We start from the raw sequence: 25,943 nt of genomic DNA on the forward strand, positions 1-25,943 counted from the left end.
GCTCGACCCCAAATCGCGGCAGCATCAAATCTGAGCGGCAGCTTGATGGCAAGTTTAGGGCGGGCGTCACACTATATCACTGTAATGCTTCCGTTTTTTGTCATTGAGGGCCGGGCGTGCCGCGCCATTCGCCTCATTTCGGCGCGATCCAGAGTCGCAACGCGAACGAGATCACTGTCACCGTGCCGACGCCGCCGAGCCAGAGCGCCGCGAACCACAACAGGCGCTGGCCGAGCGGCCGTTGATTCGGGGCCTGCGGCATCAGTGGTATCCGTGGCCGGGCCGCATCTTGCCGCGGAACACCCAATAGGCCCAGGCGGTGTAGCCGAGGATCAGCGGCACCAGGATCGAGACCCCGAACAGCATGAAGATCTGGCTGTTGGCGGGCGCCGCCGCCTGCCAGATCGTGATGCTCTGCGGCACGATGTACGGGTACATGCTGATGCCGAGCCCGGCATAGGACAGCGCGAACAGCGCCAGTGTCAGGAAGAACGGCTGGTGGTCGTTCTTGTTGCTGAGCGCGCGCAGCAGCAGCGCGGTGGCGGCGGCGACCGCGATCGGCACCGGCGCGGTGAGGATGATGTTGGGCCAGGCGAACCAGCGCTGGGTGTACTGCACGGCCAGGAACGGCGTTGCGATGCTGACCGCGCCGATCGCGCACAGCATCGCGATCAGCAGGATCCAGCTCAGATGATAGGCGCGGTCACGCAACTCGCCCTCGGTCTTCATCACCAGCCAGGTCGCTCCCAGCAGCGCGTAGCCGATCACCAGCGCGATGCCGGTCAGGACGCTGAACGGCGTCAGCCAATCCCACCAGCCGCCGGCATAGTGGCGTCCCTCGACATGGATGCCCTGCAGGATGGCGCCGAGCGCGATCCCCTGTGCCAGGGTCGCGACCAGCGAACCGCCGGCGAAGGCGAGGTCCCATTTGTTGCGCGCCTTCTGGGTCCGCCAGCGGAATTCGAAGGCGACGCCGCGGAACACGAGGCCGAGCAGCATCGCGATCATCGGCGTGTAGAGCGCCGGCATCAGCACCGCATAGGCCAGCGGAAACGCCGCCATCATGCCGCCGCCGCCGAGCACCAGCCAGGTCTCGTTGCCGTCCCACACCGGCGCCACCGTGTTCATGATGACGTCGCGATCGGCCTTTTGCGGAAACACCGGAAACAGGATGCCGAGGCCGAGATCGAAGCCGTCCATCACGACATAGACGAACACGGCAAAGGCGATGATGAAGGCCCAGATCGTGGTGAGGTCGATGGGAATGCTCATCGCGCGCCCTCCACGGCAGCACCTGCGGCCGGCGTGATGCCGGCGGCACGGGCGGGGAGATCCTTTGTCGGGCCAAGCTCGCCGGGATGCGGCGGCTGCGCCATCAGCCGCAGGATATAGATCACGCCCGCGGTGAACACGGCGAAATAGACGATGATGAAGGCGATCAGCGAGGAGCCGACCGCAGGCGCCGCCAGCGGCGATACCGAGTCGGTGGTGCGCAACAGCCCGTAGACGGTGAACGGCTGCCGCCCGGTCTCCGTGGTGATCCAGCCGGCGAGCACTGCGATGAAGCCGGCCGGGCCCATCAGGACCGCGAAGCGGTGCAGCAGCGGCGACTGGTACATCATGCCGCGCCAGCGCATCACGAGGCTGAGCAGGCCGAGTCCCAGGATCAGGAAGCCGAGCCCGACCATGATGCGGAACGACCAGAAGGTGATCGGCACCGGCGGCCAGTTTTCACGCGGCACGGTGTCGAGGCCGGCGAGCGGGGCGTCGAGCGAATGCTTCAGGATCAGCGACGAGAGCTTCGGCACCTCGATCGCATATTTCACCTTCGCTTCGGCCTGGTCGGGCCAGCCGAACAGGATCAGCGGCGCGCCGTCCTTGTGGCTCTGGTAGTGGCCTTCCATCGCCATCACCTTGGCCGGCTGGTGCTCCAGCGTGTTGAGGCCGTGCTGGTCGCCGGCGAGGATCTGGATCGGCGCCACCAGCGTCGCCATCCACATCGCCATCGAAAACATCACCCGCGGGCCGGCGAGATGCTGGTCGCGCAGCAGGTGCCAGGCGCCGACTGCGCCGACCACGAGCGAGGTGGTGAGATACGCCGCCAGCACCATGTGCACGAGGCGATACGGGAACGAGGGATTGAAGATCACCTTGAGCCAGTCGGCTGCGACGAACTGGCCATCGGCATTGACGGCATGGCCGGTCGGCGTCTGCATCCAGGAATTGGCCGATAGAATCCAGAACGCCGAGATCAGCGTGCCGATCGCGACCATCAGGGTCGCCAGGAAGTGCAGCCTTGGGCCGACGCGCGACAGCCCGAACAGCATCACGCCGAGGAAGCCCGCCTCGAGGAAGAACGCGGTCAGGACCTCATAGGCCATCATCGGGCCGATCACCGGCCCGGTCTTGTCGGCAAAGGACGACCAGTTGGTGCCGAACTGGTAGGACATCACGATGCCCGAGACCACGCCCATGCCGAACGCGACCGCGAAGATCTTCAGCCAGTAATTGAACAGGTTGATGTAGACTTCGCGCTTGGTGGCAAGCCACAGCGCCTCGAGCACCGCGAGATAGCTCGCAAGCCCGATCGAGAATGCGGGAAACACGATGTGGAACGACATCGTGAAAGCGAATTGCGCGCGGGCGAGTACGACCGCATCCCAGCCTTCGAACATGATCCACCATTTGTCGCCGACCTGGCGTGGACCTTACCACGCCAGGTGTGACGACAAACAGGGCGGATTGTCCGAGACGATGATGCGATTGAATGCAATCGCATCATCGTCTCATCTCCATTTGAGCATGATCTTTAGGGAAAACCGGGTCCCACTTTTCCGGATCATGCGCTAGCTGTTGGCGCTGAGCAGCCGGGCGACGGTGCGGTCGATCTCGTCGTACCGCCCCTCGCCGGCGTGCTGGAAGACGATCTTGCCGTTCTGGTCGATGATATATTGCGCCGGCCAATACTGGTTGCCGTAGGCGTTCCAGGTCTGCGAATTGTTGTCCTGCGCCACCGGATAGAGGATGCCGTGCCGCTTCAGTGCCGCCTGCACGTTGGACGCCGAATGCTCGAACGGGAATTCCGGGGTGTGGACCCCGATCACGACGAGGCCGCGGTCCCGGTACTTTGAATAGAGTTCGGTGACGTGCGGCAGCGTGTTGACGCAGTTGACGCAGCCATAGGTCCAGAAATCCACCAGCACCACCTTGCCGCGCAGATCGGCGAGCTTCAGCGGCTTCGAATTGAACCAGTTGCTGATGCCGGCGAATTCCGGCGCGGTCTGGCTCTGTTCGGCCGTCATCGCCGCGGCCACCGGCACCGCTTTCGCCGGCGTGTCGAACTCCGAGCAGAGGCCGGGGATGACGGCGCCGCCCAGGCCAAGGGCGCCGACGAGGGCCGACACAGCAAGCAAGCGCACGGGCATCGATATCTCCTGTGGGGTTCAGAGGCCGATCTGGCCGTTGGGATAGAACTGGGTCAGCCACGCCACGATCAGCGTGTCGTATTGCAGGTAGGAAAGTGCAGCGAAGCCGATGATCAGGACGCCGAAGCCCTGCTGCAGACGCGGCGCGATCCGCGCCATGCTGCGCACGCGGGTGGTGACGGCTTGGCCGCCATAGGCAATCGCGAGCATCGGGATCGCGGCGCCGATCGCGTAGGTGACGAGCTGCAGGCTCGCCCACGCCGTATCCTTCGAGGTCGCGACGATGGTCAGGATCGAGCCGAGCACCGGTCCGGCGCAGGGCGTCCACACCAGGCCGAGCGTGCTGCCGAGCACGAAGCCGCCGAGCAGGCCCTGCGACGGCGCAGCCTGACCGGCGCCGTAAGCGGCACCGCTGAGCCGGATCGACAGCCATTCGAACGGCGCCGGCCAGATCATCAAGAGGCCGAAGCCGGCGAGCAGGACGGCTGCGCCGGTGCGCAGCACATTCGGATCGAAATCGAACGCACGCGTGATCGCGCTCAGCAGCAATGCCACCGCAGAGAATGACATCACGAAGCCGAGCGCGATCACCGCGGGCCGCGCCTTGCGGGTCTGGCCTATCGATACCCCAAGCAGGATTGGCAGCATCGGCAGGGTGCAGGGGGCGGCGACGGTGGCGACACCGGTAAGCAGGGCTAGGGCAAGGCTGAGCATCGTCGTCCGTCCATCAGAACTCCCGGCTCGCCAGAAGGCCGTGCCGGGTACGCCTGATGGTCTTCGCGAGGACGGTCTGGCCGTTACGGCTGAGCCGTCGCGAATGACGTCACGTCCGTGTGAGACGAGGTGAGTTCGGCTTCACGACGCCGCGCCAAAAACAGAGCGACCCGGCTGGGGGGCATCCCGGCCGGGTCGTTGGAGGCTACTTGGGAGGTTGGAACTAGAGAAGCGTCGAAACTTGTTGAGCTGGTAGTGGTTGCGGTTGCGTCGTTGGATATGGGTATAGAGATCGGGTTTTTCCGGGTGATGTCGTCGATTGTTTCAATTGTTTCGTCGCCTGACTTTTTCGGCTTCGTCTACAATTGCCTGAATCGCGCGATCTCCTGCTAAGTATCTGAATTTGCGTTAGATTAAGCCGCGACGCTGTCCACGCCGGCACCCCTGAGGAGGTCGGCAAGCTGCTTGCGGGCATAGAACATGCGGGTCTTCACCGTGCTCTGCGGGATACCGATGATCTTCCCGGCCTCCTCGACCGACTTCTCATGGTAGTAGACCAGGTTGATGATCTCGCGGTGCGCCGGCGACAGCTTGGCCACGCAGGCGCGCAGGATCTCGCTGGTGGTGGCGCGATCGAGCGAGGTTTCCGGCGTGTCGGCGCCATCGGCGATCTCCAGCACGTCGTCCTGGTCGATATCCTCATGCTTGCGCTGGCGCAGCGCGGTCAGCGCCTTGAAGCGGGCGATCGACAGCAGCCAGGTCGAAACCTGCGAGCGGCCCTCGAACTGGGCCGCGGTGCGCCAGACGTCCAGGAACACCTGGCTGACCAGGTCCTCGGCCATCGTGGTGTCGCGGACCATCCGCAGCACGAAGCGGTAAACCCGGACATTGTGGCGGGCATAGAGCGTGTGCATCGCGGTGCGGTTATTCTGGGCGATACTCGCGAGCAGCATTTCATCCGAGGTCGCGCGGGCAGCGTCGATGTGCTTCTTGGCTGCAGTGTTGATGGCGATGACGTTCGGCATGACAGGCTCCCAATTCGCCGTTAGGCGGCGTTTCGTTAGGAGAATTGTTAGTTACCGCCCGTTTCCGGATGTCTGCGCGAAAAGCGGAAAATGGTTTCGTGACCGGGAGAATTGTTTCGTCGGCGGCCCAACGACGAAACATTCGGGACCAAAAAGCCAGTAATTTCAATGCGCGGAAAATTGGAGCGGCCGGAATCGCCTCTGTCGGAACGAATCCGGCCTATGACTTTCGGCACTATTCGGCCGCTTGCAAAGCGGGCGCTGCCTTTTTCGGGGCGATCCAGAACGCATCGGGCCGTTCGAACAGGAAATTGGCCCGCGCCGCCAGCGCCAGCCGCCAGATCAGGAGCGCACCGGCGACGCCGACCGCGGTCACGATCAGCGAAACCAGACCGATGTCGTGGATGACCCCGGACTTCAGCAGCAGGGTGCGTGTCGCGGCCATCGGCAGGAAGAAGGCGAGATAGATTACGATCGAATGCTCGCCGCAGAAGCGCAGGAAGCCGAGCCAGTGCGCGCGCGCCAACAGCGTGCCGGTCACGATGATTGCGCAGGCGCCGGCAAAGCCGAGCGCCAGCGAGACAACAGGCCATTCGCTGATATCGAGCGCAACCAGGCTGCCGTTGACGAGCGCCCAGAGCCCAAGCCCGAGCAGCGCAAACGCAGGCCGTGCCCGCGCGCGGTCCGACAGCACGAACACGTAACTGGCGAGGACATAGCCGGTGTAGAAATAGGCGAAGCGGGAGCAGAACTCGTCGATCACGGTCCAGCCGGTCGCGACATGCGCCGACTCCAGCAATGCTGCGATCAGCCAGATCACGAGCGGGTGGACGTTGCGCGTCAGTTTGGTGACGACGAAGAAGATCGGCAGCAGATAGATGAACCACAGCGTGCCGAACGGCTCGATGAAGGATTCGAGATACGCGAGCCCGACCTGGGCCCAGCCCGCCTCGGCGGCCAGCGACGGCGCCTTGAAGCCGAACTGGATCGTCACCCACAGCACATAGAAATAGGCGAAGTGCATCACTTTGCGGTCGAGATAGGTGCGCCAGTCGCGGTCGATTACGACCGACAGGAACAGTCCCGAGATCAGGAAGAAGTCCGGCATCCGGAACGGCTTCGCGAACATCACGGCATAATGCATGAAGCCGGTCTGGTCGGCGGCCTTTTCGACCCCCAGCACGGAGTGCATCATCACGACCATGATGATGCAGATGCCCTTGGCATAGTCGACCCAATCGACGCGCGCGCCCACGTTCCCGGCGGAACGATCTGTCGCAGCTGCTGTGCCGTTTGTGGTCATCCTTGTCCTGTTCCGGCGTGATCGTGCCTATCATCGGCCCGATCCGTTGCTTTCTCCTTTATCAATACAAATGATGTGCCGCCGAACCCGGACCTTTCCCCGGTTCCCTGCAACAGGCGAATGGTCTAAGAGGCCAGGAGTCCGAGACGATTCCGAAAGGGACCAGAGACGTTCGTTAACCACGGGACGCAGGCCGTCCCAGCCGCTGCCGCGATGAAAGTCCTTGCCACGCCATTTCGATAGCCCGCTGCCGATCGACGCCGTGCTCGATGAACTCGACCGCACGCTCGATGGCCATAATTCCGCAGTCCTGGTCGCGCCGCCGGGCGCCGGCAAGACCACGCGCGTGCCGCTGGCCTTGCTCGATGCGCCCTGGGCCAGGGGCAAGAAGATCATCGTGCTGGAGCCGCGCCGCATCGCTGCGCGCGCCAGCGCCGAGCGGATGGCGAAGACGCTCGGTGAGCGCGCCGGCGAGACCGTCGGCTATCGCGTGCGCTTCGGCTCAAAGGTGTCGCGCGCGACGCGGATCGAGGTCGTCACCGAAGGCATCTTCTCGCGCCAGATCCTCGACGATCCCGAGCTCAACGGCGTCGCCGCGGTGCTGTTCGACGAATTCCACGAGCGCTCGCTCGACGCCGATCTCGGGCTGGCGCTGGCGCGCGACGCGCAGACCGGCCTGCGCGAGGATCTGCGCATCCTCGTGATGTCGGCCACGCTCGACGGCGCGCGGGTCGCAAGACTGCTTGGCGATGCGCCTGTTGTCGAGAGCGAGGGCCGCGCCTTTCCGGTCGAGACCCGTTATGTCGGCCGCAAGGTGGACGCGCCGCTGGAGCGGCAGATGGCCGAGACGATCGCAACCGCGCTGCGCGCCGATGCCGGCTCGGTGCTCGCCTTCCTGCCGGGCGCGGCCGAGATCCGCCGCACCCAGACCTTCCTCGCCGAACGCGTGCACGACGCCTCCATCGAGATCGTGCCGCTGTTCGGCGCGCTCGATGCGAGCGTGCAGGATCGCGCCATCGCGCCGGCGCCGAAAGGCACGCGCAAGGTGGTGCTGGCGACCTCGATCGCCGAGACCTCACTGACCATCGAGGGCGTGCGCATCGTGGTGGATTCCGGCCTGGCGCGGGTGCCGCGCTACGAGCCTGACATTGCGTTGACCCGGCTCGAGACCGTGCGGGCCTCGCGCGCAGCGGTGGATCAACGGCGCGGCCGCGCCGGCCGCATCGAGCCCGGCGTCTGCTACCGTCTGTGGGACGAGCCGCAGACAGCGTCGCTTCCGGCCTACACCGCGCCCGAGATTCTCTCCGCCGACCTGTCCTCGCTGGTGCTCGACCTCGCGCAATGGGGCGTCAGCGATCCCGCTAGCCTTGCCTTCCTCGATCCCCCGCCGGGCCCGGCGCTCAAGGAAGCGAAGTCGCTGCTGTCAGAGCTCGGTGCGCTTGATGGTGACGGCCGCATCACCGAAGAGGGCAAGAGCCTGCGCGCGCTGGCGCTGCCGCCGCGGCTGGCGCGCATGATCGTGGATTCCGCCCGGTTCGGCGCGGCTGAGGAGGCGGCCGAGATCGCCGCGGTGCTGACCGAGCGCGGGCTCGGCGGCGACAGCGTCGATCTCGACCACAGGCTCGACCAGTTCCGCCGCGACCGTTCGCAGCGGGCATCGAGCGCGCGCAGCATGGCCGAACGCTGGGCCTCGCAGGTGGAGAGGTCTGAGAGACTTTCTTCTCCCTCCCCCCTTGCGGGGGAGAGCCGGGGAGGGGGGGCCGCAAAGGTAGTGTCTGTCGATCGCGGCGATCTTTCCACCGGCGTCATGCTGGCCTTCGCGTTCCCGGACCGCGTCGCCAAAAACCGCGGCAATGGCAGCTTCGTACTGGCCAATGGCCGTGGCGCCGCAGTCGAGCAGACGTCCGCGTTAGCGCGGCTGCCCTATATCGCGGTCGCCGAACTGACCGGCACGGCCGCGAGCGGCCGCATCCTGCTGGCGGCACCGATCACCCAGGACGAGATCGAGCAGCGCTTCGCCGACCAGATCGAGAATGTCGAAGAAGTGACGTTCGATCGCGGCGCGATGGCGCTGCGCGCCCGCCGCCGGCGCTCGCTGCACGCGATCACGCTGTCGGAAGCGCCGATGTCGCTGCAGCCCTCGGCCGAGACCGCACGCATCTTCGCCGACGGCCTGATCGCGGCGGGTCTCGACCGGCTGCCGTGGTCGAAGCATTCGAAACAATGGCGCGACCGAATCATGTTCCTGCGCAAGGCCGAGGACGAGAGCTGGCCCGATCTGTCGGATGCTGCACTTGCCGCGCGTGCCGAGGACTGGCTGGTGCCTGCGCTGTACGACAAGACCGCGCTGAAGGATCTGTCCGCCGGCGATCTGTCCGATGCGCTGATGGCGCTGCTGCCGTGGGAATTGCGCGCCCGGCTTGACCGCGAGGCGCCGACGCATTTCGAGGCGCCGACCGGAACGCAGCTCGCGATCGATTACGAGGCCGAGCAGGGGCCGACCATTGCGGTGCGGCTGCAGGAACTGTTCGGGCTCAACATCCATCCTTCGATCGCCAAGGGGGCGGTGCCGCTGGTGCTGGAACTGCTGTCGCCGGCGCAGCGGCCGGTGCAGGTGACGCGCGATCTGCCCGGTTTTTGGCGCGGCAGCTACGCCGCGGTTCGTTCCGACCTGCGCGGCCGCTATCCGCGCCATCCCTGGCCGGAAGATCCCGCCAGCGCGATGCCGACAAGGCGCGTGAAACCGCGCGGGACCTAAATCTTCGAGGCAATGCTTTGTCGTGCCGCGTCAACGTTTCGCGTTGTTGCGCCCCAAGGTCGCATTTCTCTCATTCGTCGTCCCGGCCGAGTGCGCAATTGCGCACGGGGGCCGGGACCCATACACCGCGGCCGGTGTTGTGGACGGGACTCGTCGTTCCAACATCGCGCAACAAGAGACATTGGTGGTTATGGGTCCCGGCCTTCGCCGGGACGACACCGAGTCTCTGTTTTCCGGATGATGCTTGATCGGTTGCGCTGGCGAGCGCCTGCAAACGGTGGTTAGATTTGCGCGCCGGGATCACGGGCTCGCATTTTGGGGACGCTGCCATGGAGATCAAGAACCTGGAGATCAAGAACGCATCGCCGTCGCTCTACAACGAAGACCTCGCGCCGGCCAGGGAACGCAACTGGGGCGCCTTCAGCATCTTCAACGTCTGGACGTCGGACGTGCACAGCCTGTGGGGCTACTATCTCGCCGCCAGCCTGTTCCTGCTCTGCGGCAGCTTCGTCAATTTCATCCTCGCGATCGGTGCCGGCTCGCTGGTGATCTTCGTGCTGATGAGCCTGATCGGCAATGCCGGCGTGAGGACCGGCGTGCCCTATCCGGTGCTGGCACGCGCCTCGTTCGGGATCTGGGGCGCCAACATTCCGGCGCTGGTCCGCGCCATCGTCGCCTGCTTCTGGTACGGCGCGCAGACCGCGGCGGCCTCGGGCGCGATCGTCGCGCTGCTGACGCGCATCGACAGCTTCAAGGCGTTCCACCAGTCCAGCCACATGCTCGGCCATTCCACGCTCGAGGTGATCTGCTTCGTCGTGATCTGGGCGCTGCAGCTCCTGATCATCCAGCGCGGCATGGAAACGGTGCGCCGCTTCCAGGACTGGGCAGGGCCGGCGGTGTGGCTGATGATGCTGATCCTCGCGGTCTATCTCTGCATCGCGGCCGGCGGCATCTCGCTCACGGCGCCGATCCCGCAGGATGTGCTGCTGGAGAAGACCAAGGAAGCCGGCGTGCCCGGCGTGCCCGGCTCGTTCCCGGCGCTCTGCGCCGTCGCCGCGACCTGGATCACCTATTTCGCCGCGCTCTATCTCAACTTCTGCGACTTCTCGCGCTATGCGCCGGACGTGCACGCGCTGCGCAAGGGCAATATCTGGGGCCTGCCGGTCAATCTGATCCTGTTCTCGCTGGTCGCCGGCGTCACCACGATCGCGGCGTTCAACGTCTATCACGAGGTGCTGCTGCATCCTGACCAGATCTCGGCGAAGTTCGACAGCTGGTTCCTGGCGCTGCTCGCTGCGGTCACCTTTGCGGTGGCAACGCTCGGCATCAACGTCGTCGCCAATTTCGTCTCGCCGGCGTTCGATTTCTCCAACGTGTTTCCGCGGCATATCGACTTCAAGAAGGGCGGCTACATCGCGGCGCTGATCGCGCTGGCGCTGTATCCGTTCGCGCCCTGGGAGGGCAACGCCGCCTCGTTCGTCGGACTGATCGGCGCGACGATGGGACCGATCTTCGGCATCATGATGGTCGACTACTATCTGATCGCCAAAGGTCGCGTGAACGTGCCGGCGCTGTATCAGGAGAACGGCGAATATCGCTTTCAGAACGGCTGGAACGTCAGCGCGCTGATCGCAGCTGCCATCGGCGCCCTGTTCTCGTCGGTGCTGCCGAACTTCACCTCGATCCTGCCGGCGTGGTGGGCGGTCTATGGCTGGTTCTTCGGGGGCGGAATCGCGGGCGCTGTCTACTACGCGCTGCGCGTTGCGATGCCGAGCCCGGTTGCCAAGACGGCCTGAAAGTCGGCCTGAAAGCCGGCAAAATCCTTCCGTCAGAGGCGGCCGATGTCGTTCAGCCACCTCTCACGGGCTGGCATTAACTCTTCGCTCATCCTTTTCGCCAAAATGGCAGCCTCGCGTTGCCGCGCTTGCTCGCGGCGGGGCGTGCGGCGTGGTGAAATTGCGTGTTCGGTTTTCCGAGTATGGTGTCATGCGTAACCTGATGATTTTCGCGGCCATCCTGATCGGGCTGGGCACCTTCATGGCACAGATGGCCAGCAAGATGTCGCCCGCCGCCGCGACCACCGCAAAGCAGACCATCGCCCCCGCCGTCACGGTGGCGCAGGCCAGCTCCCGCACGCTCAGCATTGCGCCCGATCCCCGCGGCCATTTCGCGACCGACGGCCGGATCGACGGCCAGCGCATCTACTTCATGGTCGACACCGGCGCTTCCGTGGTGGCCCTGAACGAGACCTCGGCCGCGCGGTTCGGCCTGCGACCGGTGCCGGGCGATTACACCTCGCGTGTCACCACCGCCAACGGCACCATCAAGGCCGCGCGCACGCGCATCGCCATGATCGAGCTCGGCGGCCTCACCGTGCGCGACGTCGACGCCCTGGTGCTGCCGGACGAGGCGCTGTCCGAAAACCTGCTCGGCCTGTCCTTCCTGTCGAAGCTGAAGCGCTTCGAATACGCCAACGGCAAGTTGTTGCTGGAGCAATAAATCCAGCCCTTTCGGGGTATCCGCGGCGACCCGATATCGCCGCCATTTCCGCCGTAATTGTCGGCCACCAGCCGCAGTCTCAGCTTTCGCCCGGCCTGCGCATTCGCTAAAGGCTGCGGCGATACCCTCTGCATGACCATAAGGCCGATCCATGTTTCCCAAGCCGAAATCCGCGCTGGTCCCGAACACCTATGCCTTCGAATCCGAGCCGATGGTGAAGCCGACCGGGTTTCGCGAATACGACGCGCGCTGGCTGTTCAACAAGGAGATCAACCTGATGGGCGTGCAGGCGCTGGGCATGGGGCTCGGCGCGCTGATCGCGGAGCTCGGCGTCAAGCAGGAGATCGTCACCGGTCACGACTTCCGCGGCTATTCCGCCTCGATCAAATACGCGCTGATCTCGGGCCTGATGGCCGCGGGCTGCAAGGTGCACGACATCGGGCTCGCGGTGACGCCGATGGCCTATTTCGCGCAGTTCGATCTCGACGTGCCCTGCGTCGCGATGGTCACCGCATCGCATAACGACAATGGCTGGACCGGCGTCAAGATGGGCGCCAACCGCCCGCTCACCTTCGGCCCCGACGAGATGACCCGGCTGAAGGAGATCGTGCTCAACGCCGCGTTCGACAACAAGACCGGCGGCTCCTACCTGTTTCACGAGCACTATCCGGCGCGCTACATCGCCGACCTCACCAATCGGCCGAAGCTGAAGCGCAAGCTGAAGGTGGTGGCGGCCTGCGGCAACGGCACCGCGGGTGCGTTCGCGCCGCAGGTGCTGCAGGCGATCGGCTGCGAAGTGATCCCGCTCGACACCGAGCTCGATCACACCTTCCCGAAATACAATCCGAATCCGGAAGACATGGAGATGCTGCACGCGATCCGCGATGCGGTGCTGGAGCACAAGGCTGACGTGGGTTTGGGCTTCGACGGCGACGGTGATCGCTGCGGCGTGGTCGACAACACCGGCGAGGAGATCTTTGCCGACAAGGTCGGCGTCATGCTGGCGCGCGACATGTCGGCGATCAACCCGAATGCACAGTTCGTCGTCGACGTGAAGTCGACCGGGTTGTTCGTGACGGACCCCATATTGCAGAAGCAGGGCGCGAAGACGGTCTACTGGAAGACCGGTCATTCCTACATGAAGCGTCGCACCAATGAATTGGGCGCGCTCGCCGGCTTCGAGAAGTCCGGCCATTTCTTCTTCAACAAGCCGTTCGGCCGCGGCTATGACGACGGCCTGGTGTCGGCGATCGCGATCTGCGAGATGCTCGACCGCGCCCCCGGCAAGTCGATGGCCGACCTGAAGGAAGCGCTGCCGAAGACCTGGTCGTCGCCGACCATGTCGCCGCATTGCGCCGACGAGGCGAAATACGGCGTCGTCGACGCCGTGGTGAAGCACTTCGAGACGCTGCAACAGAAGGGCGCGCAGGTCGCAGGCCAGAACATCCGCGATCTCGTCACGGTCAACGGCGTCCGCGTCACGGTCGAGGACGGCAGCTGGGGCCTGGTGCGCGCATCCTCGAACAAGCCGGAGCTCGTGGTCGTGGTGGAAAGCCCGGTCAGCGAGCAGCGCATGCACGACCTGTTCGAGGCGATGGATTCCGTGCTGCGCACTCACCCCGAGGTCGGCGAGTACAATCAGAAGATTTGAGAGCGCGCTGCTCGCGGCCAACAACGGTGTCATCACCCGCGCATGCGGGTGATCCAGTATTCCAGAGACGGTAGTGATTGAGCCGAGAGGCCGCGGCGTATTGGATCGCCCGGTCAAGCCGGGCGATGACAGTTGAGAAGGTGGTGCTTACGCCGCCGGCACCGGCAGCGCCGTGACCGACTTGATCTTCTCCATCGCAAAGCGCGAGGTGACGTTCTTCAGCGGCACCGCCGAGATCAGCTTCTTGTAGAAGACGTCATAGGCCTGCATGTCCGCGACCACGACGCGCAGCATGTAGTCGACGTCGCCGGCCATCCGGTAAAATTCCATCACCTCGGGCATGGCGCTGACGGCGTCGGCGAATTTGCGCAGCCACGCCTCCGAATGGTCGGCGCTCTCGACCGAGACGAACACCGAAATCCCGAGCCCGATCTTGTTCTGGTCGACCAGCGCGACGCGGCGCAGGATCACGCCATCGGCCTCCAGCCGCTGGATGCGCTTCCAGCACGGTGTCGAGGACAGCCCGACCCGGTCGCCGATCTCGGCGACGGAGAGCGAGGCGTCCTCCTGCAGCACGGTCAGGATCTTGCGGTCGATCGCATCGAGGCGGCGGTTGTTGTCATGAAGCTGGATGGCGACATCGGTCATAGAAGAAAGTTCCACATGAAGGTTCAATCTCCCTCATATAGAGAAAAATCTTCCAAATCAAGCGGGTCGTGGCCGGTCAGGCCGGCCGGGCCTCGGCGTGTTCGCCCAAAAACGCTTCAACTTCAGCACGTTGCGGTGCGGCATAAGCACCCCCGAAGCGGGTGCATTTCAGCGCTGCGGCGGCTGAGGCGAAGCGAAGCGCCTGCCGTAGCTCCTGCTGTTCGGTGATGGCCAGCGCAAATGCCCCGTGGAAGACGTCGCCGGCGCCGAGCGTGTCGACGGTGTGGACCGGGAAGGCGGGGGTTTCGTCGAGCTCGCCCTGCTCGTTGAGCCAGATCGTGCCCATCGGCCCGCGGGTGCCGGCCAGGAAGGAGGGGGTCAGCTTGGCGAGCTTCTGCAGCGCCTGCCCGTCGTCGGTGACGTCGGCGGTCTCCTGCAGCGGCTCGCTGGAAAACACCAGATGCGAGGAGGCGGTGAGCAGCCCTTCCCGCATCGACATCGCGCGGTCGACGTCGACCACCACGGGAATGCCGCGCCTGACGGCCTCGGCGCACAGCTCGGTGCAGAACGGTGCGCAGCGGCTCTCGGTCAGGATCGCCGCGCAATCCTCCAGCAGTAGCTCGGTCGGCGGCAGCTTGACCTTCCAAAGCTCGGGATCGCGGAAGGTGACGATGGTGCGCTCGCCGGTGGCGTCGATCATGATCGCCGAGATCGGGGTGACCAGGTTCGGCATGTGGATGAGATGGTTGGTCTCGATGCCCTCCTCGCCGAGCTTGTCGAAGATGTAGCGGCTCGAGGTCTCCCGCGAATCGCCCATCGGTCCGCAGATCGAGGCGCGGCCGCCCAGCCGGACGATGCCGATCGCGGCGTTCAGCGCATTGCCGCCGCAGATCTCGTCGAAATGCGTCGCATTCTCCTTGGAGCCGCGCGCCGGGACATTGACGCGAAAGGTCAGGTCGCGCACCGGCAGGCCGATGCAGAGGATGCGGGGCGGGACTTTCGGGGCGCCGTTCGGAAAATTCATGCAGGGGTCCGTCGCAATGGTTCCGTCAACTGCCACAAGCAGTGCTCGGACTAATCGGCAGAACGATGTCCGGTTCCCGCTACTGGTCCAACGGGTTTCGGTGATGCACCCAGCGCCCGAGCAAATGATGGGCAATCGCGAACGGATGCGGACCGGCAAGGCCGTCGGGGTGCTGGCGCTTGAGCATAAGCGTCGCCTCGGCGTGGTCGAACCAGCGCGCATCCTCCAGCTCGGTGCGGTCGACCACGATGTCCTCGTTGGTCGCACGCGCGGTGCAGCCGATCATCAGCGATGACGGATAGGGCCAGGGCTGCGTCATGTAGTAATTGACGTCGGTGCAGCGGATGCCGGCCTCCTCGAAAATCTCGCGCCGGACCGCATCCTCGATGGTCTCGGCGGCCTCGACGAAGCCGGCGAGGCAGGAATACATGCCGGGCATGAACTGCTTCTGCCGTCCCATCAGCACCTTGTCGCCTGACGTGACCAGCATGATCACGACCGGATCGGTGCGCGGAAAGTGCTCGGCCTTGCAGCTCGGACATACGCGCTTCCAGCCGCCGTCCTTCATCGCCGTGCGGGTGCCGCAATTCGCGCAGAAGCCGTGGCGCTGGTGCCAGGTCACCATGGATTTCGCCATTGCGATCGCCGAGAGCTGCTCGGGCGGCACAACGCCCTGCATCGCCATGCCGCGCAATTCGGTGATCGCGACGTCGCCGCGTCCGAGCAGCTTCTCCGCGGCTTGCGGTGCGATCCCCATGCCGAAGATCGGCGCGGCATCGCGCAAGCCCAGGAAGATCGTGCCGGGATTGGCGCCAAAGCTGCGCGCCTCCTCCAGCGAGAGCAGTGCGCGGGCGCCGCCTTCCTCCTGCTTCACCACCAGCGAGTCGCGATAGATCACATAGGCGCGGGCCTCGCGGTGGCCTTCGAGCGCAAACAGTTTTTCGTCATCGCTGCGCAGATGCGCGGCGCGGTCCAGCACATGGGTGACGAAGGCCGGCTGGCCGAGCGGAAAGGAATCGAATGCGGACATCGGAGTTCAACCCAACCAGATCTTGCGGCGAAGCGCGCTGATGAAATTCTGCACTTCCTCGGCGTCATGCGCCAGCGGCGGCATCACGCCCCAAACGGGACGCGGCCATGCAGCGTCGCTGGTACGGCGCGCGATGACATGGACGTGAAGCTGCGGGACGAGGTTGCCGAGCGCGGCGACATTCAGCTTGTCGCACTTGGTGACCTCTTTCAGGGCCCGCGAGACGCGGGTGATCTCCGTCATCAGCTGCGCCTGCTCGACCTCGTCGAGGTCGATGATCTCGACCGCGCCGTCGCGCCGTGGCACCAGCAGCAGCCAGGGATAATGCGCATCCTTGATGACGAGCACCTTGCACAGCGGCAGGTCGCCGATGTCGATGGTGTCTTTCTTGAGCTGCGAATGCAGCGACCAATTGGAGCCCGACATGAGGGGCAAATAATGCCTTTCCGTGTTCCCACACAAGTCCCACAAAGCACGGTCAGGCCGCTTGCTTTCCGACGGTTTTGGCCCCAAATAGGGACCGGGAGATTGGCGGTGGACGAGCCACTCGCCAACCGGGTCAGGTCCGGAAGGAAGCAGCCCTAACGAGGTCCGGATCGGGTCGCTCGTCAGTCTCCTACCTGTTTTTCCGAGCGAATCGTGCTGGAATGGCGGTCTCCGCGCCCGGCGCTTGATTTCGGCTCCTATCCGCACGCCGGCTGCAAGAGACAATTCCCAAGTTGCGGATCGACGCATGAATGACGCTGGCGCCCCCTCCCATCCCTCCGAAGGCGCAGGCCAGAGCGGTTTTGATCTCGGGGGAGCGCCGGAGACCGCAAAGCCGTACCGCGTTCTCGCCCGCAAATACCGCCCCTCCAGCTTCGAGGATCTGATCGGCCAGGAGGCCATGGTCCGCACCGTCTCGAACGCATTCGAGACCGGGCGGATTCCGCAGGCCTGGATCCTCACCGGCGTCCGCGGGGTCGGCAAGACCACCACCGCGCGCATCCTCGCCCGCGCCTTGAACTACGCCAAGCCGGACGGCTCGGTGAAGGGGCCGACCATCCACATGCCCGACCTCGGCGTGCACTGCCAGGCGATCATGGAAAGCCGGCACATGGACGTGCTGGAGATGGACGCCGCGTCCCATACCGGCGTCGACGACGTCCGCCAGATCAATGACAGCGTGCGCTATGCGCCGGCGAGCGCGCGCTACAAGGTCTACATCATCGACGAAGTCCACATGCTGTCGACCGCGGCCTTCAACGCCTTCCTGAAGACGCTGGAGGAGCCGCCGGAGCACGCCAAATTCGTGTTCGCCACCACCGAAATCCGCAAGGTGCCGATCACGGTGCTGTCGCGCTGCCAGCGCTTCGATCTGCGCCGCGTCGAGGCCGACGTGCTGATGAAGCATCTCGGCAATATTGCCGCGAAGGAGGGCGTCGAGGTCGAGCCCGAGGCGCTCGGCATCATCGCGCGCGCGGCGGAAGGCTCGGTGCGCGACTCGCTGTCGCTGTTCGACCAGGCGATCGCGCATGCCGCGGGCAACGTGAAGGCCGACGCGGTCAGGCAGATGCTCGGCCTTGCCGATCGCACCCGCGTCATCGATCTCTTTGATTCGCTGGCGCGCGGCGATCTCGCCAGCGCCTTCGCGGAATTCCGCGCGCAGTATGACGTCGGCGCCGATCCGGTCGTGGTGCTGTCCGACCTTGCCGAGTTCGTCAATTTCATCACCCGCGTGAAGGTCGTGCCGGCAACCGCCGACAATGTCGCGTTCGGCGAGACCGAGCGGGTGCGTGCACGCGAGTTCGCGGCAAAACTGTCGATGCGGGTGCTGTCACGGATGTTTCAGATGCTGCTCAAGGGCATTGCCGAGGTGCAGACTGCGACGCGGCCTGCCGCTGCCGCCGAGATGGTGCTGGTGCGGATTGCCTATGTCGCCGATCTGCCGACGCCGGATGAGGCGATCCGGATGATGATCGAGCAGAACGGTGGTGGCGCCGCGCCCGCGACGTCAGGCTCGGCCGCGTCACAGCCGTCGCGCGGCGCGCCGTCCTCGGCGATGTCTGCGATGCCCTCAGTGCCGATGCGTGCCCCGCAGGGGGCGCCACGCGCCGATCTGGCCGCGCGTCCGCAGATGGCGGCGCCGGTTGCCGATGCCGCGCCGGCGCTGCGGATCACTAGCTTCCCGCAACTGATCGCGCTCGCCGGCGAGAAGCGCGACATCATGACCAAGAGTGCGCTGGAGGCCGACGTGCGGCCGGTGCGCATCGAGGATGGCCAGCTCGAGATCGCGCTCGAGCCGAAGGCGCAGCGCGCGCTCGTCACCGATCTGTCGCGCAAGCTCGAACTGTGGACCGGACGGCGCTGGACCGTGATCATCTCTAACGAGGCCGGCCAGCCCACCGTACGCTCGCAGAACGAACTCGCGCGCAGCGAGCATCAGCGCGCCGCCGAGGCCGATCCGCGCGTGCAGGAGGTGCTGGCGCGCTTTCCCGGCACGAAAGTGGTCGAGGTCCGCCGCCTGGCCGCAGAGGTTCCGGTAGCGGATGCGACCGGCGAAGACCCGATTGAAACTTCCGACAGCGACGACGATTGATCAGATTATAGGAACGCACGCATGGCTGATTTTCTCGGCATGATGAAGCAGGCAGCGCAGCTGCAATCCAAGATGCAGGCGATGCAGGACGAACTCGGCAATGTCGAGGTCGAGGGTATTTCCGGCGGCGGCCTGGTCGCGGTGCGCATGACCGCCAAGATGGAAGTGAAGGGCATCAAGATCGATCCGTCGCTGATGAAGCCGGAGGAACGCGAGGTGCTCGAGGATTTGCTGGTCACCGCGCTCGGCGACGCCCGCCGCAAGGCGGAGACCGCGATGCAGGAGAAGATGATGGCTATCACCGGCGGGCTCAGCCTGCCGCCGGGATTTGGTCCGACCTAAATGGCTGCAAGCGTTGCCGGCCCCGAGATTGAACGCCTGATCCAGTTGCTGGCGCGGCTGCCCGGGCTTGGCCCGCGCTCGGCGCGGCGCGCGGCGCTGCACCTGATCAAGAAGCGCGAAGCCCTGATGACGCCGCTGACCGCGGCGTTGCAGGTCGCCATCGACAAGATCCAGGTCTGCACCTGCGGAAACATCGATACACAAAATCCCTGCACGGTCTGCACCGATCCGCGCCGCGATCCCTCGATCATCGTCGTGGTCGCCGATGTCGCCGATCTCTGGGCGCTGGAACGCGCCAATGCGACCAATGGCCGCTATCACGTGCTTGGCGCAACGTTGTCGCCGCTCGACGGAGTCGGCCCGCAGGATCTCACCATCGATCAGCTGGTGGCGCGGGCGCATGCGCCTGAGGTCAGCGAGATCATCCTGGCGCTGAATGCGACCGTCGACGGCCAGACCACCGCGCATTACATCACCGACCTGCTGTCGGAGGCCAATGTGCGGGTGACGCGGCTGGCGCATGGCGTGCCGGTCGGCGGAGAGCTTGATTACCTCGATGAAGGTACGCTATCCGCAGCCATGCGGCAGCGGACGCTGTTCTAGCGCGCGATCCGGCGGCCGAACCCAGCGGCAGACGCCAGGCGTTCGGTGACAAGCCGAAAAGATCGCGCTGAAACAAAATGATAGGGTGGACGGCGATTCGGGGACGGTCATTCACGCTCGGACGAATCTAGATACGGAACTCCTGAAAATGACGACACAGCGATTCGGCGTACGCTTGGGCTTTGCGTTTCTGGCGGCCACCTTCGCCGCGCCTTGCGCCATTGCGCAGCAGAGCGACGCGCCGCAGAAGCCCGGCAAGATGATCCGGACCGGCGACGTGCTGTCGGGGGAACTCAGCGCCCTGAAGGTGCGCGATGCCAAGAACCGTGGCAAGCGCGTCGCGACCTACCAGATCACCAGCGAGCCGCGCCGCCTGCCGCCGCCGAACGGTCTCTGCAACCTCGAGACCGGGCCGGAAACCTTCCAGCTCATTCCGACCAACGACGCCCAGGCCGCGCAGCTGAAGAGTTTCACCGGCAAGGAAATCTCGGTGAAGGTCGACGAGGTCGCCTGCGCCCAGGACGCCGGCCAGATGAGCGAAGCCATCGTCACCAAGTGGAGCGTGGTCGCGAAGTAGGGCCGTGCCTCAATTGCAGTGTCACGCACGGCTCGACCGGGCGATTCAGCACGCCGCGGCCTCTCGATTCAAGCACAACTGTCTCTGGAATACTGGGTCACCCGCTTTCGCGGGTGACGACAGCGGAGGCTTAAACCCGCACCGGCCCCAGCTCGTCAAAATGCCCGCGGCGCTGCAGCCAGGCGAGCAGGATCAGGCTTGGGATCGCGACCAGCACGCAGATCGCGAAGAACACCGGCCAGCCAACGGCCTTGGCGACATAGCCCGCGCCCGATGACAGATAGGTGCGGCCGACCGCCGCGAGCGCCGTGAGCAGCGCATACTGGGTCGCGGTGTGCAGCGGGTTGCGGCACAGCGCCGAGAGATAAGCGACGAAGATCACGGTGCCGATCGCACTGGTGAAGTTCTCCGCCGTGATCGCAAGCGCGAGCGCCCATTGATCGACGCCGACATGCGCGAGCCAGGAGAACGAGAGGTTGGCGATCGCCTGCAGCACACCGCCGATCCAGAGGCTGGTGGCGAGCGAATAGCGCCGCGCCACGAAGCCGCCGGCAAATCCGCCGATCAGGGTTGCGGCAAGACCTACGCCCTTCACGATCGCCGCGTAATCGACCTTGGAAAAGCCGATGTCGATCACGAACGGTGCGGTCATGGTGCCTGAGAACGCGTCGGTGAACTTGAACAGCACCACAAAGGCGAGCGCCGCGAATGCGTCCTTGCGGCTGAGGAACTCGGAGAACGCGCCGAGCGCCGCGTGCCATACGCGTTCGGCTGCGGTCTGCGCATGCGTGGCTGCCTCCGCACCTTTCGATTGGGCCGGCTCGGTCGCAGCCAGCGCGGTGACGATGCCGATCACGACCAGCGCGGCCATCACCACATAGCCCCACATCCACGCCGACGGGCGCGCCACTCCGGCGGACTCGAACCCGCTGACGATGAACAGCGCGCCTGCGGTCGAGACCAGCATGCCGATGCGGTAGGCTGCGACATAGGACGCCATGCCGGCGGCCTGCTCGCTTTCCGGCAGGCTTTCGACGCGGAAGGCATCGACCACGATGTCCTGTGTCGACGAAGCGGTTGCGACCAGCAGCGCGGCAAGTGCCGCGAACCATGGCGATCGCGCCGGATCGGCCATCGCCAGCACCATGATCGCCGCGATCAGCAACAGCTGCGAGAACAGCAGCCAGCCGCGACGGCGACCGAACATTTGCGTGAACAGCGGCACATGCAGCGCGTCGACCAGCGGCGCCCAGAGGAATTTCAGCGTGTAGGGCGTGCCGATCAGCGCCAGCAGCCCGATGGTGCCGAGATCGACCCCGGCCTCCTTCATCCACACCTGCAGCGTCGAGCCCGACAGCGCCAGCGGCAGGCCAGAGGAGAAGCCGAGCAGCAACACGATCAGCACCCGCGGCTGCAGATATACGGCGAGGCCGTCGCGCCAAGAGGTGGCGGCAGGCTTTGGCGTCGGCTTTGCAGGCACGTCTGACGTCGCTTCAGGTGCTGTCATAGAACCGGTGTTACCAGATTCGTCCCCAAAAAGACTGTCATCGCCCGGCTCGACCGGGCGATCCAGTATCCCAGAGGCCTATCCGCCGCCACCGGCGATCTCCGGGTAAAGATCGATCCAGTCCGGATTGTCCTTCTCAATCAGGGATATTTTCCACGCGCGCGGCCATTTCTTTAGCCGCTTCTCGCGATGGATCGCCTGTTCGACAACGTCGAAGACCTCGAAATAGACCAGCCTCGCGACATCGTACTTTTCCGTGAAGCCCTCAACCAATTTCAGCTTCTGCTCGCCGACGCGGCGAATGAGGTCATTTGTCACACCGATGTAGAGCGTGCCGCCGATGCGGTTGGTGAGGATGTAGACGTAGTAGGAGCGTGCTCCCAATTGCCGCCTCTGGGATACTGGGTCGCCCGGTCAAGCCGGGCGATGACACCGATTATGGGGTGACATCGGGGCTATACTACTCCCCCGCCTGCAGCTTGCGCGGGGCGGGGAACAGGTCGGGGGCGGCGGGTTTGACGAAGCGGGGGACTTCGATCGGGGTCTCGGACTTGCTGAAGTCGAGTTCCTCGATGCGGCCGGCGCGCTTCTCGATCTTGTCGGCGGAGATCAGGATCTGCCTGACGTCCTCGTTCACCTGGCCGAAATGGTTCTGCAGCTTCAGGACGCGCTCGCGCAGGCGGGCGAGATCATCGCCGAGATGCATCACCTCGTTGCGGATCTGGTCGGCGGCGTCGCGGATGCGGGCGTCCTTCAGGATCTGCTGCATCACCTGGATCGCCAGCATCAGCAGCGAGGGCGATACCAGCACGACGCGGGCGCGATAGGCCTTCTGGATCACGTCGTCGAAGCCGTCATGGATTTCGGCATAGACCGATTCCGACGGCACGAACATCAGCGCGGTGTCCTGGGTCTCGCCGGGGATCAGGTCCTTCTCCGCGATGTCGCTGACATGCTTCAGCACGTCGGCGCGCAGCCGCTGGCTGGCGAATTTGCGCTCCTCGTCGCTGCGCGCATCGTGCAGCGCGGTCATGGCCTCCAGCGGGAATTTCGCGTCGATGCAGAGCGGGCGCTGGTCGGGCAGGAACACCACGCAGTCCGGCCGCTTGCCCGTGGTCAGCGTGTACTGGAACTCGAACGAGCCCTTCGGCATGCCGTCCTGGACGATGGCCTCCATCCGCGCCTGGCCGAACGCGCCGCGGGATTGCTTGTTGGCGAGCACGTCGCGCAGCGTCGTGACCTGGGTGGTGAGCTCGTTGAGGTTCTTGTGGGCGTGGTCGATGATGCCGAGCCGCTCATGCAGCACGCGCAGAGAATCCATCGTGTTGCGCGTGGTCTGTTCCATCGACTGGCCGACCCGGTGGGTCACCGAATCCAGCCGCTCGTTGACGGCACGGGCCATCTCCGCTTGGCGGCCGGCCAGCGCCTGCCCCATGGCATCGACCCGTCCTGAGGCCTCGCTCTGGGCCCGCAGCATGTCGGCGAGCCGCTCCTCCAGCTCGTCGGCCCGAATAGCCTGGGCCATCGCCAGTTCCGCGCCGCGCCGGCTGGCGCGCGCGATCACCACCGCGATGGCCAGCAGCAGCACCAGCGCCAGCGCGCCAAGGCCGATCAACGCATCGGAGACGCGGACCGGGAGGTCGCCAAGCGTGAGGAGAATCTCGTTCATGCCAGCCGTTGTAGCCGATTCGGCGTCGCCGCCGAACGAAAAGGGAACATTTATGGTCAACGCAATTTTCCTGGTTAACGCTGTGTAAAGAAACGTGGTTAAGGCCGCCTTAAGGGGTTCCTGAACGCATTGACCGCATCATGCCCGCAGCTTAAATCGCGGCCATGGCTATCAGAGAAATCATCATTCTGCCGGACAAGCAGTTGCGGTTGGTGTCGAAGGCGATCGAGAAGGTGACGCCGGAGATCCGCAAGCTCGCCGACGACATGCTCGAGACCATGTATGACGCGCCGGGCATCGGGCTCGCGGCGATCCAGGTCGCGCAGCCGCTGCGGCTGATCACCATGGACCTCGCCAAGCGCGACGAGAACGGCGAGACCACGCCGCAGCCGCGGGTGTTCATCAATCCGGAGATCATTTCGTATTCGGAAGAGCTGTCGGTCTACGAAGAGGGCTGCCTGTCGATCCCCGAATATTACGAGGAGGTCGAGCGTCCGGCGCGGGTGCGCCTGCGCTTCACCGATCTCGACGGCAAGGTGCATGAAGAGGATGCCGAGGGGCTCTATGCTACCTGCATCCAGCACGAGATCGACCACCTCAACGGCGTGCTGTTCGTGGACTATCTGTCGAAGCTGAAGCGCGACCGCGTCTTCAAGAAATTCGAGAAGGCCGCCAAGCGCGCGGCGGAGTGACGGCGTTCCTTCTGCTGTCATGCCCGGGCTTGACCCGGGCATCCACGTCTTACTTCTCAAGGGGCCAAAGACGTGGATGGCCGGGCACAGGCGAGCGAAAGCGACGCCGTCCTTGACGGCCATGCCCGGCCATGACGAATACTTGGATGTTTGAGCCTCTCGGAAGAAATTGACCGCATGCCTCTCCGCCTGATCTTCATGGGCACGCCCGATTTCGCAGTGCCGACGCTGCTGGAGCTTGTGGCCCATGGCCATGAGGTCGTAGCCGTCTACACCCGCGCGCCGAAGCCGGGCGGGCGGCGCGGCCTGCAGTTGCAGCCGACGCCGGTCGAGCAGGAAGCGCGCCGCCTCGGCATTCCCGTGCTGACGCCGAAAACGCTGAAGACGCCGGAAGCACTCGAGGAATTTCGCGCGCATGACGCGCATGCCGCCGTCGTCGTCGCCTATGGCATGATCCTGCCGCAGGCCATCCTCGACGCGCCCAGGCTCGGCTGCTTCAACCTGCACGCCTCACTGCTGCCGCGCTGGCGCGGCGCCGCGCCGATCAACCGCGCCATCATGGCGGGTGACGCCGAGAGCGGCGTGATGGTGATGAAGATGGATGTCGGTCTCGACACCGGCGACGTCGCGATGGCCGAGCGGCTGCCGATCTCGGACAGCATGACGGCATCCGATCTGCACGACGCGCTGGCGCCGCTCGGTGCCGATTTGATGGTGCGCGCGATGGCTGCGCTGCAGCGTGGTGGCTTGCAGCTTACGAAGCAGAGCGAGGACGGCGTCACCTATGCCGCCAAGATCGACAAGGCCGAGGCGCGGATCGACTGGAGTAAGCCGGCGCACGCGGTGCTGCGGCACATTCACGGGCTCTCGCCGTTTCCCGGCGCCTGGTGCGAGCTCGCCGGCGAAGGCGAGCCGGTGCGGCTGAAAATCCTGCGTTGCGAATTCGCCAAGGGCTCGGGCGAACCTGGCGATGTGCTCGACGACAAATTTGCCATCGCTTGCGGCGACGGCGCGATCCGGATTCTCGAACTGCAACGCGCCGGCAAGGCGCCGATGAAGGCGGCAGATTTTCTGCGCGGCACGCCGCTGAAGCCGCCTGCGCGGCTCGCCTGATGCCCCGCTACAAGCTCACCATCGAATATGACGGCACGCCGTTCTCCGGCTGGCAGATCCAGGACACCGCGCCGACCGTGCAGGGCGCGCTGGAGACGGCGGTGAAAGCGATCTGCGGCGAGGACGTGCGCGTCCATGGCGCCGGCCGTACCGACGCCGGCGTGCACGCGCGCGGCCAGGTCGCGCATTGCGACATCGCCAAGCATTTTCCGCCCGGCCGTTTTCGCGACGGGCTGAACGCGCATCTGCGGCCCAATCCGATCGGCGTGTTGGCGGCGGATATCGTATCAGACGATTTCGAGGCGCGCTTCTCCGCGACCAGGCGGCACTACCTCTATCGTATCACCAACACGCGTGCGAACCTCGCGGTCGACATCAGCCGCGTCTGGCGCGTGCCGCGCGCGCTCGATGCGGCAGCGATGCACAACGCCGCGCAGCGGTTGCTCGGCAAGCACGATTTCACCACCTTCCGCGACACCGAGTGCCAGGCCAAGTCGCCGGAGAAGACGCTTGATCAACTCGACGTCAGGCGCGACGGCGACGCCGTCAACATCGTGACGTCGGCGCGCTCGTTCCTGCACAGCCAGGTGCGCTCGATGGTGGGCTCGCTGGTCTGGGTCGGCGAGGGCCGCTGGAGCGCGGACGATCTCTTTGCCGCGCTCGCCGCCCGCAACCGCGCGGCGTGCGGCCCGGTCGCGCCGCCGGACGGGCTCTATCTGATGCGGGTGGATTATTAGTGGCCCCAATCCCTACTGTGCATGGGGTTGTTTTCGAAGTTTTGGTCT

25 protein-coding genes and 1 other RNA gene are annotated in these 25,943 nt (G+C 65.1%); 12 read left to right on the forward strand and 14 right to left on the reverse strand.

From position 1 onward, the window contains the following. Positions 1 to 133 precede the first annotated feature (133 nt). From K359_RS61920 to K359_RS0136020, 7 genes are all read right to left on the reverse strand, one after another. Positions 134 to 262: a DUF2474 domain-containing protein gene (locus tag K359_RS61920; protein WP_156928837.1), complete on the reverse strand. Its 129-nt coding sequence runs from the start codon at positions 260 to 262 to the stop codon at positions 134 to 136. Further along, a complete protein-coding gene (gene cydB / locus K359_RS0135995; RefSeq protein WP_029083604.1) occupies positions 262 to 1,272 on the reverse strand; it encodes a cytochrome d ubiquinol oxidase subunit II in 1,011 nt (336 codons plus the stop codon). The genes K359_RS61920 and cydB overlap by 1 nt, the downstream gene beginning before the upstream one ends. Further along, on the reverse strand, positions 1,269 to 2,675 hold the full coding sequence (locus K359_RS0136000) for a cytochrome ubiquinol oxidase subunit I (RefSeq protein ID WP_029083605.1): 1,407 nt from the start codon (positions 2,673 to 2,675) through the stop codon (positions 1,269 to 1,271). The genes cydB and K359_RS0136000 overlap by 4 nt, the downstream gene beginning before the upstream one ends. 171 nt (positions 2,676 to 2,846) lie before the next feature. Then, positions 2,847 to 3,425, reverse strand: coding sequence for a thioredoxin family protein (locus K359_RS0136005; protein WP_029083606.1), 579 nt, complete (start codon positions 3,423 to 3,425; stop codon positions 2,847 to 2,849). 18 nt (positions 3,426 to 3,443) lie between these two features. After that, positions 3,444 to 4,139 (reverse strand): cytochrome c biogenesis CcdA family protein, encoded by a 696-nt coding sequence (locus tag K359_RS0136010; protein WP_029083607.1) that lies wholly within the window; start codon positions 4,137 to 4,139, stop codon positions 3,444 to 3,446. 413 nt (positions 4,140 to 4,552) lie between these two features. Continuing rightward, complete coding sequence (locus tag K359_RS0136015) at positions 4,553 to 5,164, reverse strand: sigma-70 family RNA polymerase sigma factor (RefSeq protein ID WP_029083608.1); 612 nt, start codon at positions 5,162 to 5,164, stop codon at positions 4,553 to 4,555. 235 nt (positions 5,165 to 5,399) lie between these two features. After that, positions 5,400 to 6,467 (reverse strand): acyltransferase family protein, encoded by a 1,068-nt coding sequence (locus K359_RS0136020; RefSeq protein WP_029083609.1) that lies wholly within the window; start codon positions 6,465 to 6,467, stop codon positions 5,400 to 5,402. Positions 6,468 to 6,690: 223 nt separating this feature from the next. On the opposite strand from K359_RS0136020, the gene hrpB reads away from it, so the two are divergent. From hrpB to K359_RS0136040, 4 genes are all read left to right on the forward strand, one after another. Continuing rightward, positions 6,691 to 9,225 carry an ATP-dependent helicase HrpB gene (gene hrpB, locus K359_RS0136025; protein WP_029083610.1) on the forward strand — a complete coding sequence of 845 codons (2,535 nt, stop codon included), beginning with the start codon at positions 6,691 to 6,693 and terminating at the stop codon, positions 9,223 to 9,225. A gap of 329 nt (positions 9,226 to 9,554) precedes the next feature. Continuing rightward, positions 9,555 to 11,021: an NCS1 family nucleobase:cation symporter-1 gene (locus K359_RS0136030; protein ID WP_156928838.1), complete on the forward strand. Its 1,467-nt coding sequence runs from the start codon at positions 9,555 to 9,557 to the stop codon at positions 11,019 to 11,021. 190 nt (positions 11,022 to 11,211) lie between these two features. After that, the gene (locus tag K359_RS0136035) at positions 11,212 to 11,724 is read left to right on the forward strand and encodes a TIGR02281 family clan AA aspartic protease (protein ID WP_029083612.1); all 513 of its coding nucleotides are present in this window, start codon (positions 11,212 to 11,214) and stop codon (positions 11,722 to 11,724) included. Positions 11,725 to 11,875: 151 nt separating this feature from the next. Next, the gene (locus K359_RS0136040) at positions 11,876 to 13,375 is read left to right on the forward strand and encodes a phosphomannomutase/phosphoglucomutase (protein ID WP_029083613.1); all 1,500 of its coding nucleotides are present in this window, start codon (positions 11,876 to 11,878) and stop codon (positions 13,373 to 13,375) included. A gap of 147 nt (positions 13,376 to 13,522) precedes the next feature. Here the strand turns inward: K359_RS0136040 and K359_RS0136045 are convergent, their stop codons facing one another. The 4 genes from K359_RS0136045 to K359_RS0136060 all read right to left on the reverse strand — a co-directional run bounded on the left by K359_RS0136045 (position 13,523) and on the right by K359_RS0136060 (position 16,503). Then, the gene (locus tag K359_RS0136045; protein WP_024578797.1) at positions 13,523 to 14,023 is read right to left on the reverse strand and encodes an Lrp/AsnC family transcriptional regulator; all 501 of its coding nucleotides are present in this window, start codon (positions 14,021 to 14,023) and stop codon (positions 13,523 to 13,525) included. Between the two features lie 76 nt (positions 14,024 to 14,099). Next, positions 14,100 to 15,047 (reverse strand): sugar kinase, encoded by a 948-nt coding sequence (locus K359_RS0136050; RefSeq protein ID WP_029083614.1) that lies wholly within the window; start codon positions 15,045 to 15,047, stop codon positions 14,100 to 14,102. A 79-nt stretch (positions 15,048 to 15,126) separates the two neighbouring features. Beyond that, positions 15,127 to 16,077 carry an NAD(+) diphosphatase gene (gene nudC / locus K359_RS0136055; RefSeq protein WP_029083615.1) on the reverse strand — a complete coding sequence of 317 codons (951 nt, stop codon included), beginning with the start codon at positions 16,075 to 16,077 and terminating at the stop codon, positions 15,127 to 15,129. Positions 16,078 to 16,083: 6 nt separating this feature from the next. Continuing rightward, positions 16,084 to 16,503 (reverse strand): HIT domain-containing protein, encoded by a 420-nt coding sequence (locus tag K359_RS0136060; RefSeq protein WP_029083616.1) that lies wholly within the window; start codon positions 16,501 to 16,503, stop codon positions 16,084 to 16,086. A 97-nt stretch (positions 16,504 to 16,600) separates the two neighbouring features. Between K359_RS0136060 and ffs the strand changes: the two genes are divergently transcribed. From ffs to K359_RS0136080, 5 genes are all read left to right on the forward strand, one after another. Beyond that, positions 16,601 to 16,697: signal recognition particle sRNA small type (ffs, locus tag K359_RS58370), an RNA gene on the forward strand. Between the two features lie 113 nt (positions 16,698 to 16,810). Continuing rightward, positions 16,811 to 18,655 (forward strand): DNA polymerase III subunit gamma/tau, encoded by a 1,845-nt coding sequence (locus K359_RS0136065; RefSeq protein WP_029083617.1) that lies wholly within the window; start codon positions 16,811 to 16,813, stop codon positions 18,653 to 18,655. A 21-nt stretch (positions 18,656 to 18,676) separates the two neighbouring features. Next, on the forward strand, positions 18,677 to 18,997 hold the full coding sequence (locus tag K359_RS0136070; protein WP_029083618.1) for a YbaB/EbfC family nucleoid-associated protein: 321 nt from the start codon (positions 18,677 to 18,679) through the stop codon (positions 18,995 to 18,997). Then, positions 18,998 to 19,600 (forward strand): recombination mediator RecR, encoded by a 603-nt coding sequence (gene recR / locus K359_RS0136075; RefSeq protein ID WP_029083619.1) that lies wholly within the window; start codon positions 18,998 to 19,000, stop codon positions 19,598 to 19,600. It begins immediately after the preceding gene. Positions 19,601 to 19,748: 148 nt separating this feature from the next. Beyond that, a complete protein-coding gene (locus K359_RS0136080) occupies positions 19,749 to 20,177 on the forward strand; it encodes a hypothetical protein (RefSeq protein ID WP_029083620.1) in 429 nt (142 codons plus the stop codon). A gap of 130 nt (positions 20,178 to 20,307) precedes the next feature. Here the strand turns inward: K359_RS0136080 and K359_RS0136085 are convergent, their stop codons facing one another. From K359_RS0136085 to K359_RS0136095, 3 genes are all read right to left on the reverse strand, one after another. Further along, on the reverse strand, positions 20,308 to 21,684 hold the full coding sequence (locus tag K359_RS0136085) for an AmpG family muropeptide MFS transporter (RefSeq protein ID WP_029083621.1): 1,377 nt from the start codon (positions 21,682 to 21,684) through the stop codon (positions 20,308 to 20,310). Between the two features lie 78 nt (positions 21,685 to 21,762). Next, positions 21,763 to 22,068 (reverse strand): GIY-YIG nuclease family protein, encoded by a 306-nt coding sequence (locus K359_RS0136090; RefSeq protein ID WP_029083622.1) that lies wholly within the window; start codon positions 22,066 to 22,068, stop codon positions 21,763 to 21,765. Between the two features lie 76 nt (positions 22,069 to 22,144). Beyond that, positions 22,145 to 23,353 (reverse strand): DNA recombination protein RmuC, encoded by a 1,209-nt coding sequence (locus tag K359_RS0136095; RefSeq protein ID WP_029083623.1) that lies wholly within the window; start codon positions 23,351 to 23,353, stop codon positions 22,145 to 22,147. A 164-nt stretch (positions 23,354 to 23,517) separates the two neighbouring features. On the opposite strand from K359_RS0136095, the gene def reads away from it, so the two are divergent. The 3 genes from def to truA all read left to right on the forward strand — a co-directional run bounded on the left by def (position 23,518) and on the right by truA (position 25,895). Then, positions 23,518 to 24,045: a peptide deformylase gene (gene def, locus K359_RS0136100; RefSeq protein WP_029083624.1), complete on the forward strand. Its 528-nt coding sequence runs from the start codon at positions 23,518 to 23,520 to the stop codon at positions 24,043 to 24,045. A 177-nt stretch (positions 24,046 to 24,222) separates the two neighbouring features. Next, entirely contained in the window at positions 24,223 to 25,158 is a 936-nt protein-coding gene (gene fmt, locus K359_RS0136105) for a methionyl-tRNA formyltransferase (RefSeq protein ID WP_029083625.1), read from the forward strand. Then, the gene (gene truA / locus K359_RS0136110; RefSeq protein WP_029083626.1) at positions 25,158 to 25,895 is read left to right on the forward strand and encodes a tRNA pseudouridine(38-40) synthase TruA; all 738 of its coding nucleotides are present in this window, start codon (positions 25,158 to 25,160) and stop codon (positions 25,893 to 25,895) included. Before fmt ends, truA begins: the two co-directional genes overlap by 1 nt. Positions 25,896 to 25,943: the final 48 nt, after the last annotated feature.

This window comes from Bradyrhizobium sp. th-b2, assembly GCF_000426785.1.
Lineage (GTDB): Bacteria > Pseudomonadota > Alphaproteobacteria > Rhizobiales > Xanthobacteraceae > Bradyrhizobium > Bradyrhizobium septentrionale.

What these genes read in the sequence shown, in the direction of transcription:
- K359_RS0136015 (WP_029083608.1), bottom strand. Translation starts at nt 5,164, where the DNA reads ATGCCGAACGTCATCGCCATCAACACTGCAGCCAAGAAGCACATCGAC.
- K359_RS0136035 (WP_029083612.1), top strand. Translation starts at nt 11,212, where the DNA reads ATGCGTAACCTGATGATTTTCGCGGCCATCCTGATCGGGCTGGGCACC.
- K359_RS0136045 (WP_024578797.1), bottom strand. Translation starts at nt 14,023, where the DNA reads ATGACCGATGTCGCCATCCAGCTTCATGACAACAACCGCCGCCTCGAT.
- K359_RS61920 (WP_156928837.1), bottom strand. Translation starts at nt 262, where the DNA reads ATGCCGCAGGCCCCGAATCAACGGCCGCTCGGCCAGCGCCTGTTGTGG.
- K359_RS0136060 (WP_029083616.1), bottom strand. Translation starts at nt 16,503, where the DNA reads ATGTCGGGCTCCAATTGGTCGCTGCATTCGCAGCTCAAGAAAGACACC.
- recR (WP_029083619.1), top strand. Translation starts at nt 18,998, where the DNA reads ATGGCTGCAAGCGTTGCCGGCCCCGAGATTGAACGCCTGATCCAGTTG.
- K359_RS0136095 (WP_029083623.1), bottom strand. Translation starts at nt 23,353, where the DNA reads ATGAACGAGATTCTCCTCACGCTTGGCGACCTCCCGGTCCGCGTCTCC.
- nudC (WP_029083615.1), bottom strand. Translation starts at nt 16,077, where the DNA reads ATGTCCGCATTCGATTCCTTTCCGCTCGGCCAGCCGGCCTTCGTCACC.
- K359_RS0136080 (WP_029083620.1), top strand. Translation starts at nt 19,749, where the DNA reads ATGACGACACAGCGATTCGGCGTACGCTTGGGCTTTGCGTTTCTGGCG.
- truA (WP_029083626.1), top strand. Translation starts at nt 25,158, where the DNA reads ATGCCCCGCTACAAGCTCACCATCGAATATGACGGCACGCCGTTCTCC.
- K359_RS0136065 (WP_029083617.1), top strand. Translation starts at nt 16,811, where the DNA reads ATGAATGACGCTGGCGCCCCCTCCCATCCCTCCGAAGGCGCAGGCCAG.
- K359_RS0136000 (WP_029083605.1), bottom strand. Translation starts at nt 2,675, where the DNA reads ATGTTCGAAGGCTGGGATGCGGTCGTACTCGCCCGCGCGCAATTCGCT.
- fmt (WP_029083625.1), top strand. Translation starts at nt 24,223, where the DNA reads ATGCCTCTCCGCCTGATCTTCATGGGCACGCCCGATTTCGCAGTGCCG.
- K359_RS0136070 (WP_029083618.1), top strand. Translation starts at nt 18,677, where the DNA reads ATGGCTGATTTTCTCGGCATGATGAAGCAGGCAGCGCAGCTGCAATCC.
- def (WP_029083624.1), top strand. Translation starts at nt 23,518, where the DNA reads ATGGCTATCAGAGAAATCATCATTCTGCCGGACAAGCAGTTGCGGTTG.
- K359_RS0136020 (WP_029083609.1), bottom strand. Translation starts at nt 6,467, where the DNA reads ATGACCACAAACGGCACAGCAGCTGCGACAGATCGTTCCGCCGGGAAC.
- K359_RS0136005 (WP_029083606.1), bottom strand. Translation starts at nt 3,425, where the DNA reads ATGCCCGTGCGCTTGCTTGCTGTGTCGGCCCTCGTCGGCGCCCTTGGC.
- cydB (WP_029083604.1), bottom strand. Translation starts at nt 1,272, where the DNA reads ATGAGCATTCCCATCGACCTCACCACGATCTGGGCCTTCATCATCGCC.
- K359_RS0136040 (WP_029083613.1), top strand. Translation starts at nt 11,876, where the DNA reads ATGTTTCCCAAGCCGAAATCCGCGCTGGTCCCGAACACCTATGCCTTC.
- K359_RS0136030 (WP_156928838.1), top strand. Translation starts at nt 9,555, where the DNA reads ATGGAGATCAAGAACCTGGAGATCAAGAACGCATCGCCGTCGCTCTAC.
- K359_RS0136010 (WP_029083607.1), bottom strand. Translation starts at nt 4,139, where the DNA reads ATGCTCAGCCTTGCCCTAGCCCTGCTTACCGGTGTCGCCACCGTCGCC.
- K359_RS0136085 (WP_029083621.1), bottom strand. Translation starts at nt 21,684, where the DNA reads ATGACAGCACCTGAAGCGACGTCAGACGTGCCTGCAAAGCCGACGCCA.
- K359_RS0136050 (WP_029083614.1), bottom strand. Translation starts at nt 15,047, where the DNA reads ATGAATTTTCCGAACGGCGCCCCGAAAGTCCCGCCCCGCATCCTCTGC.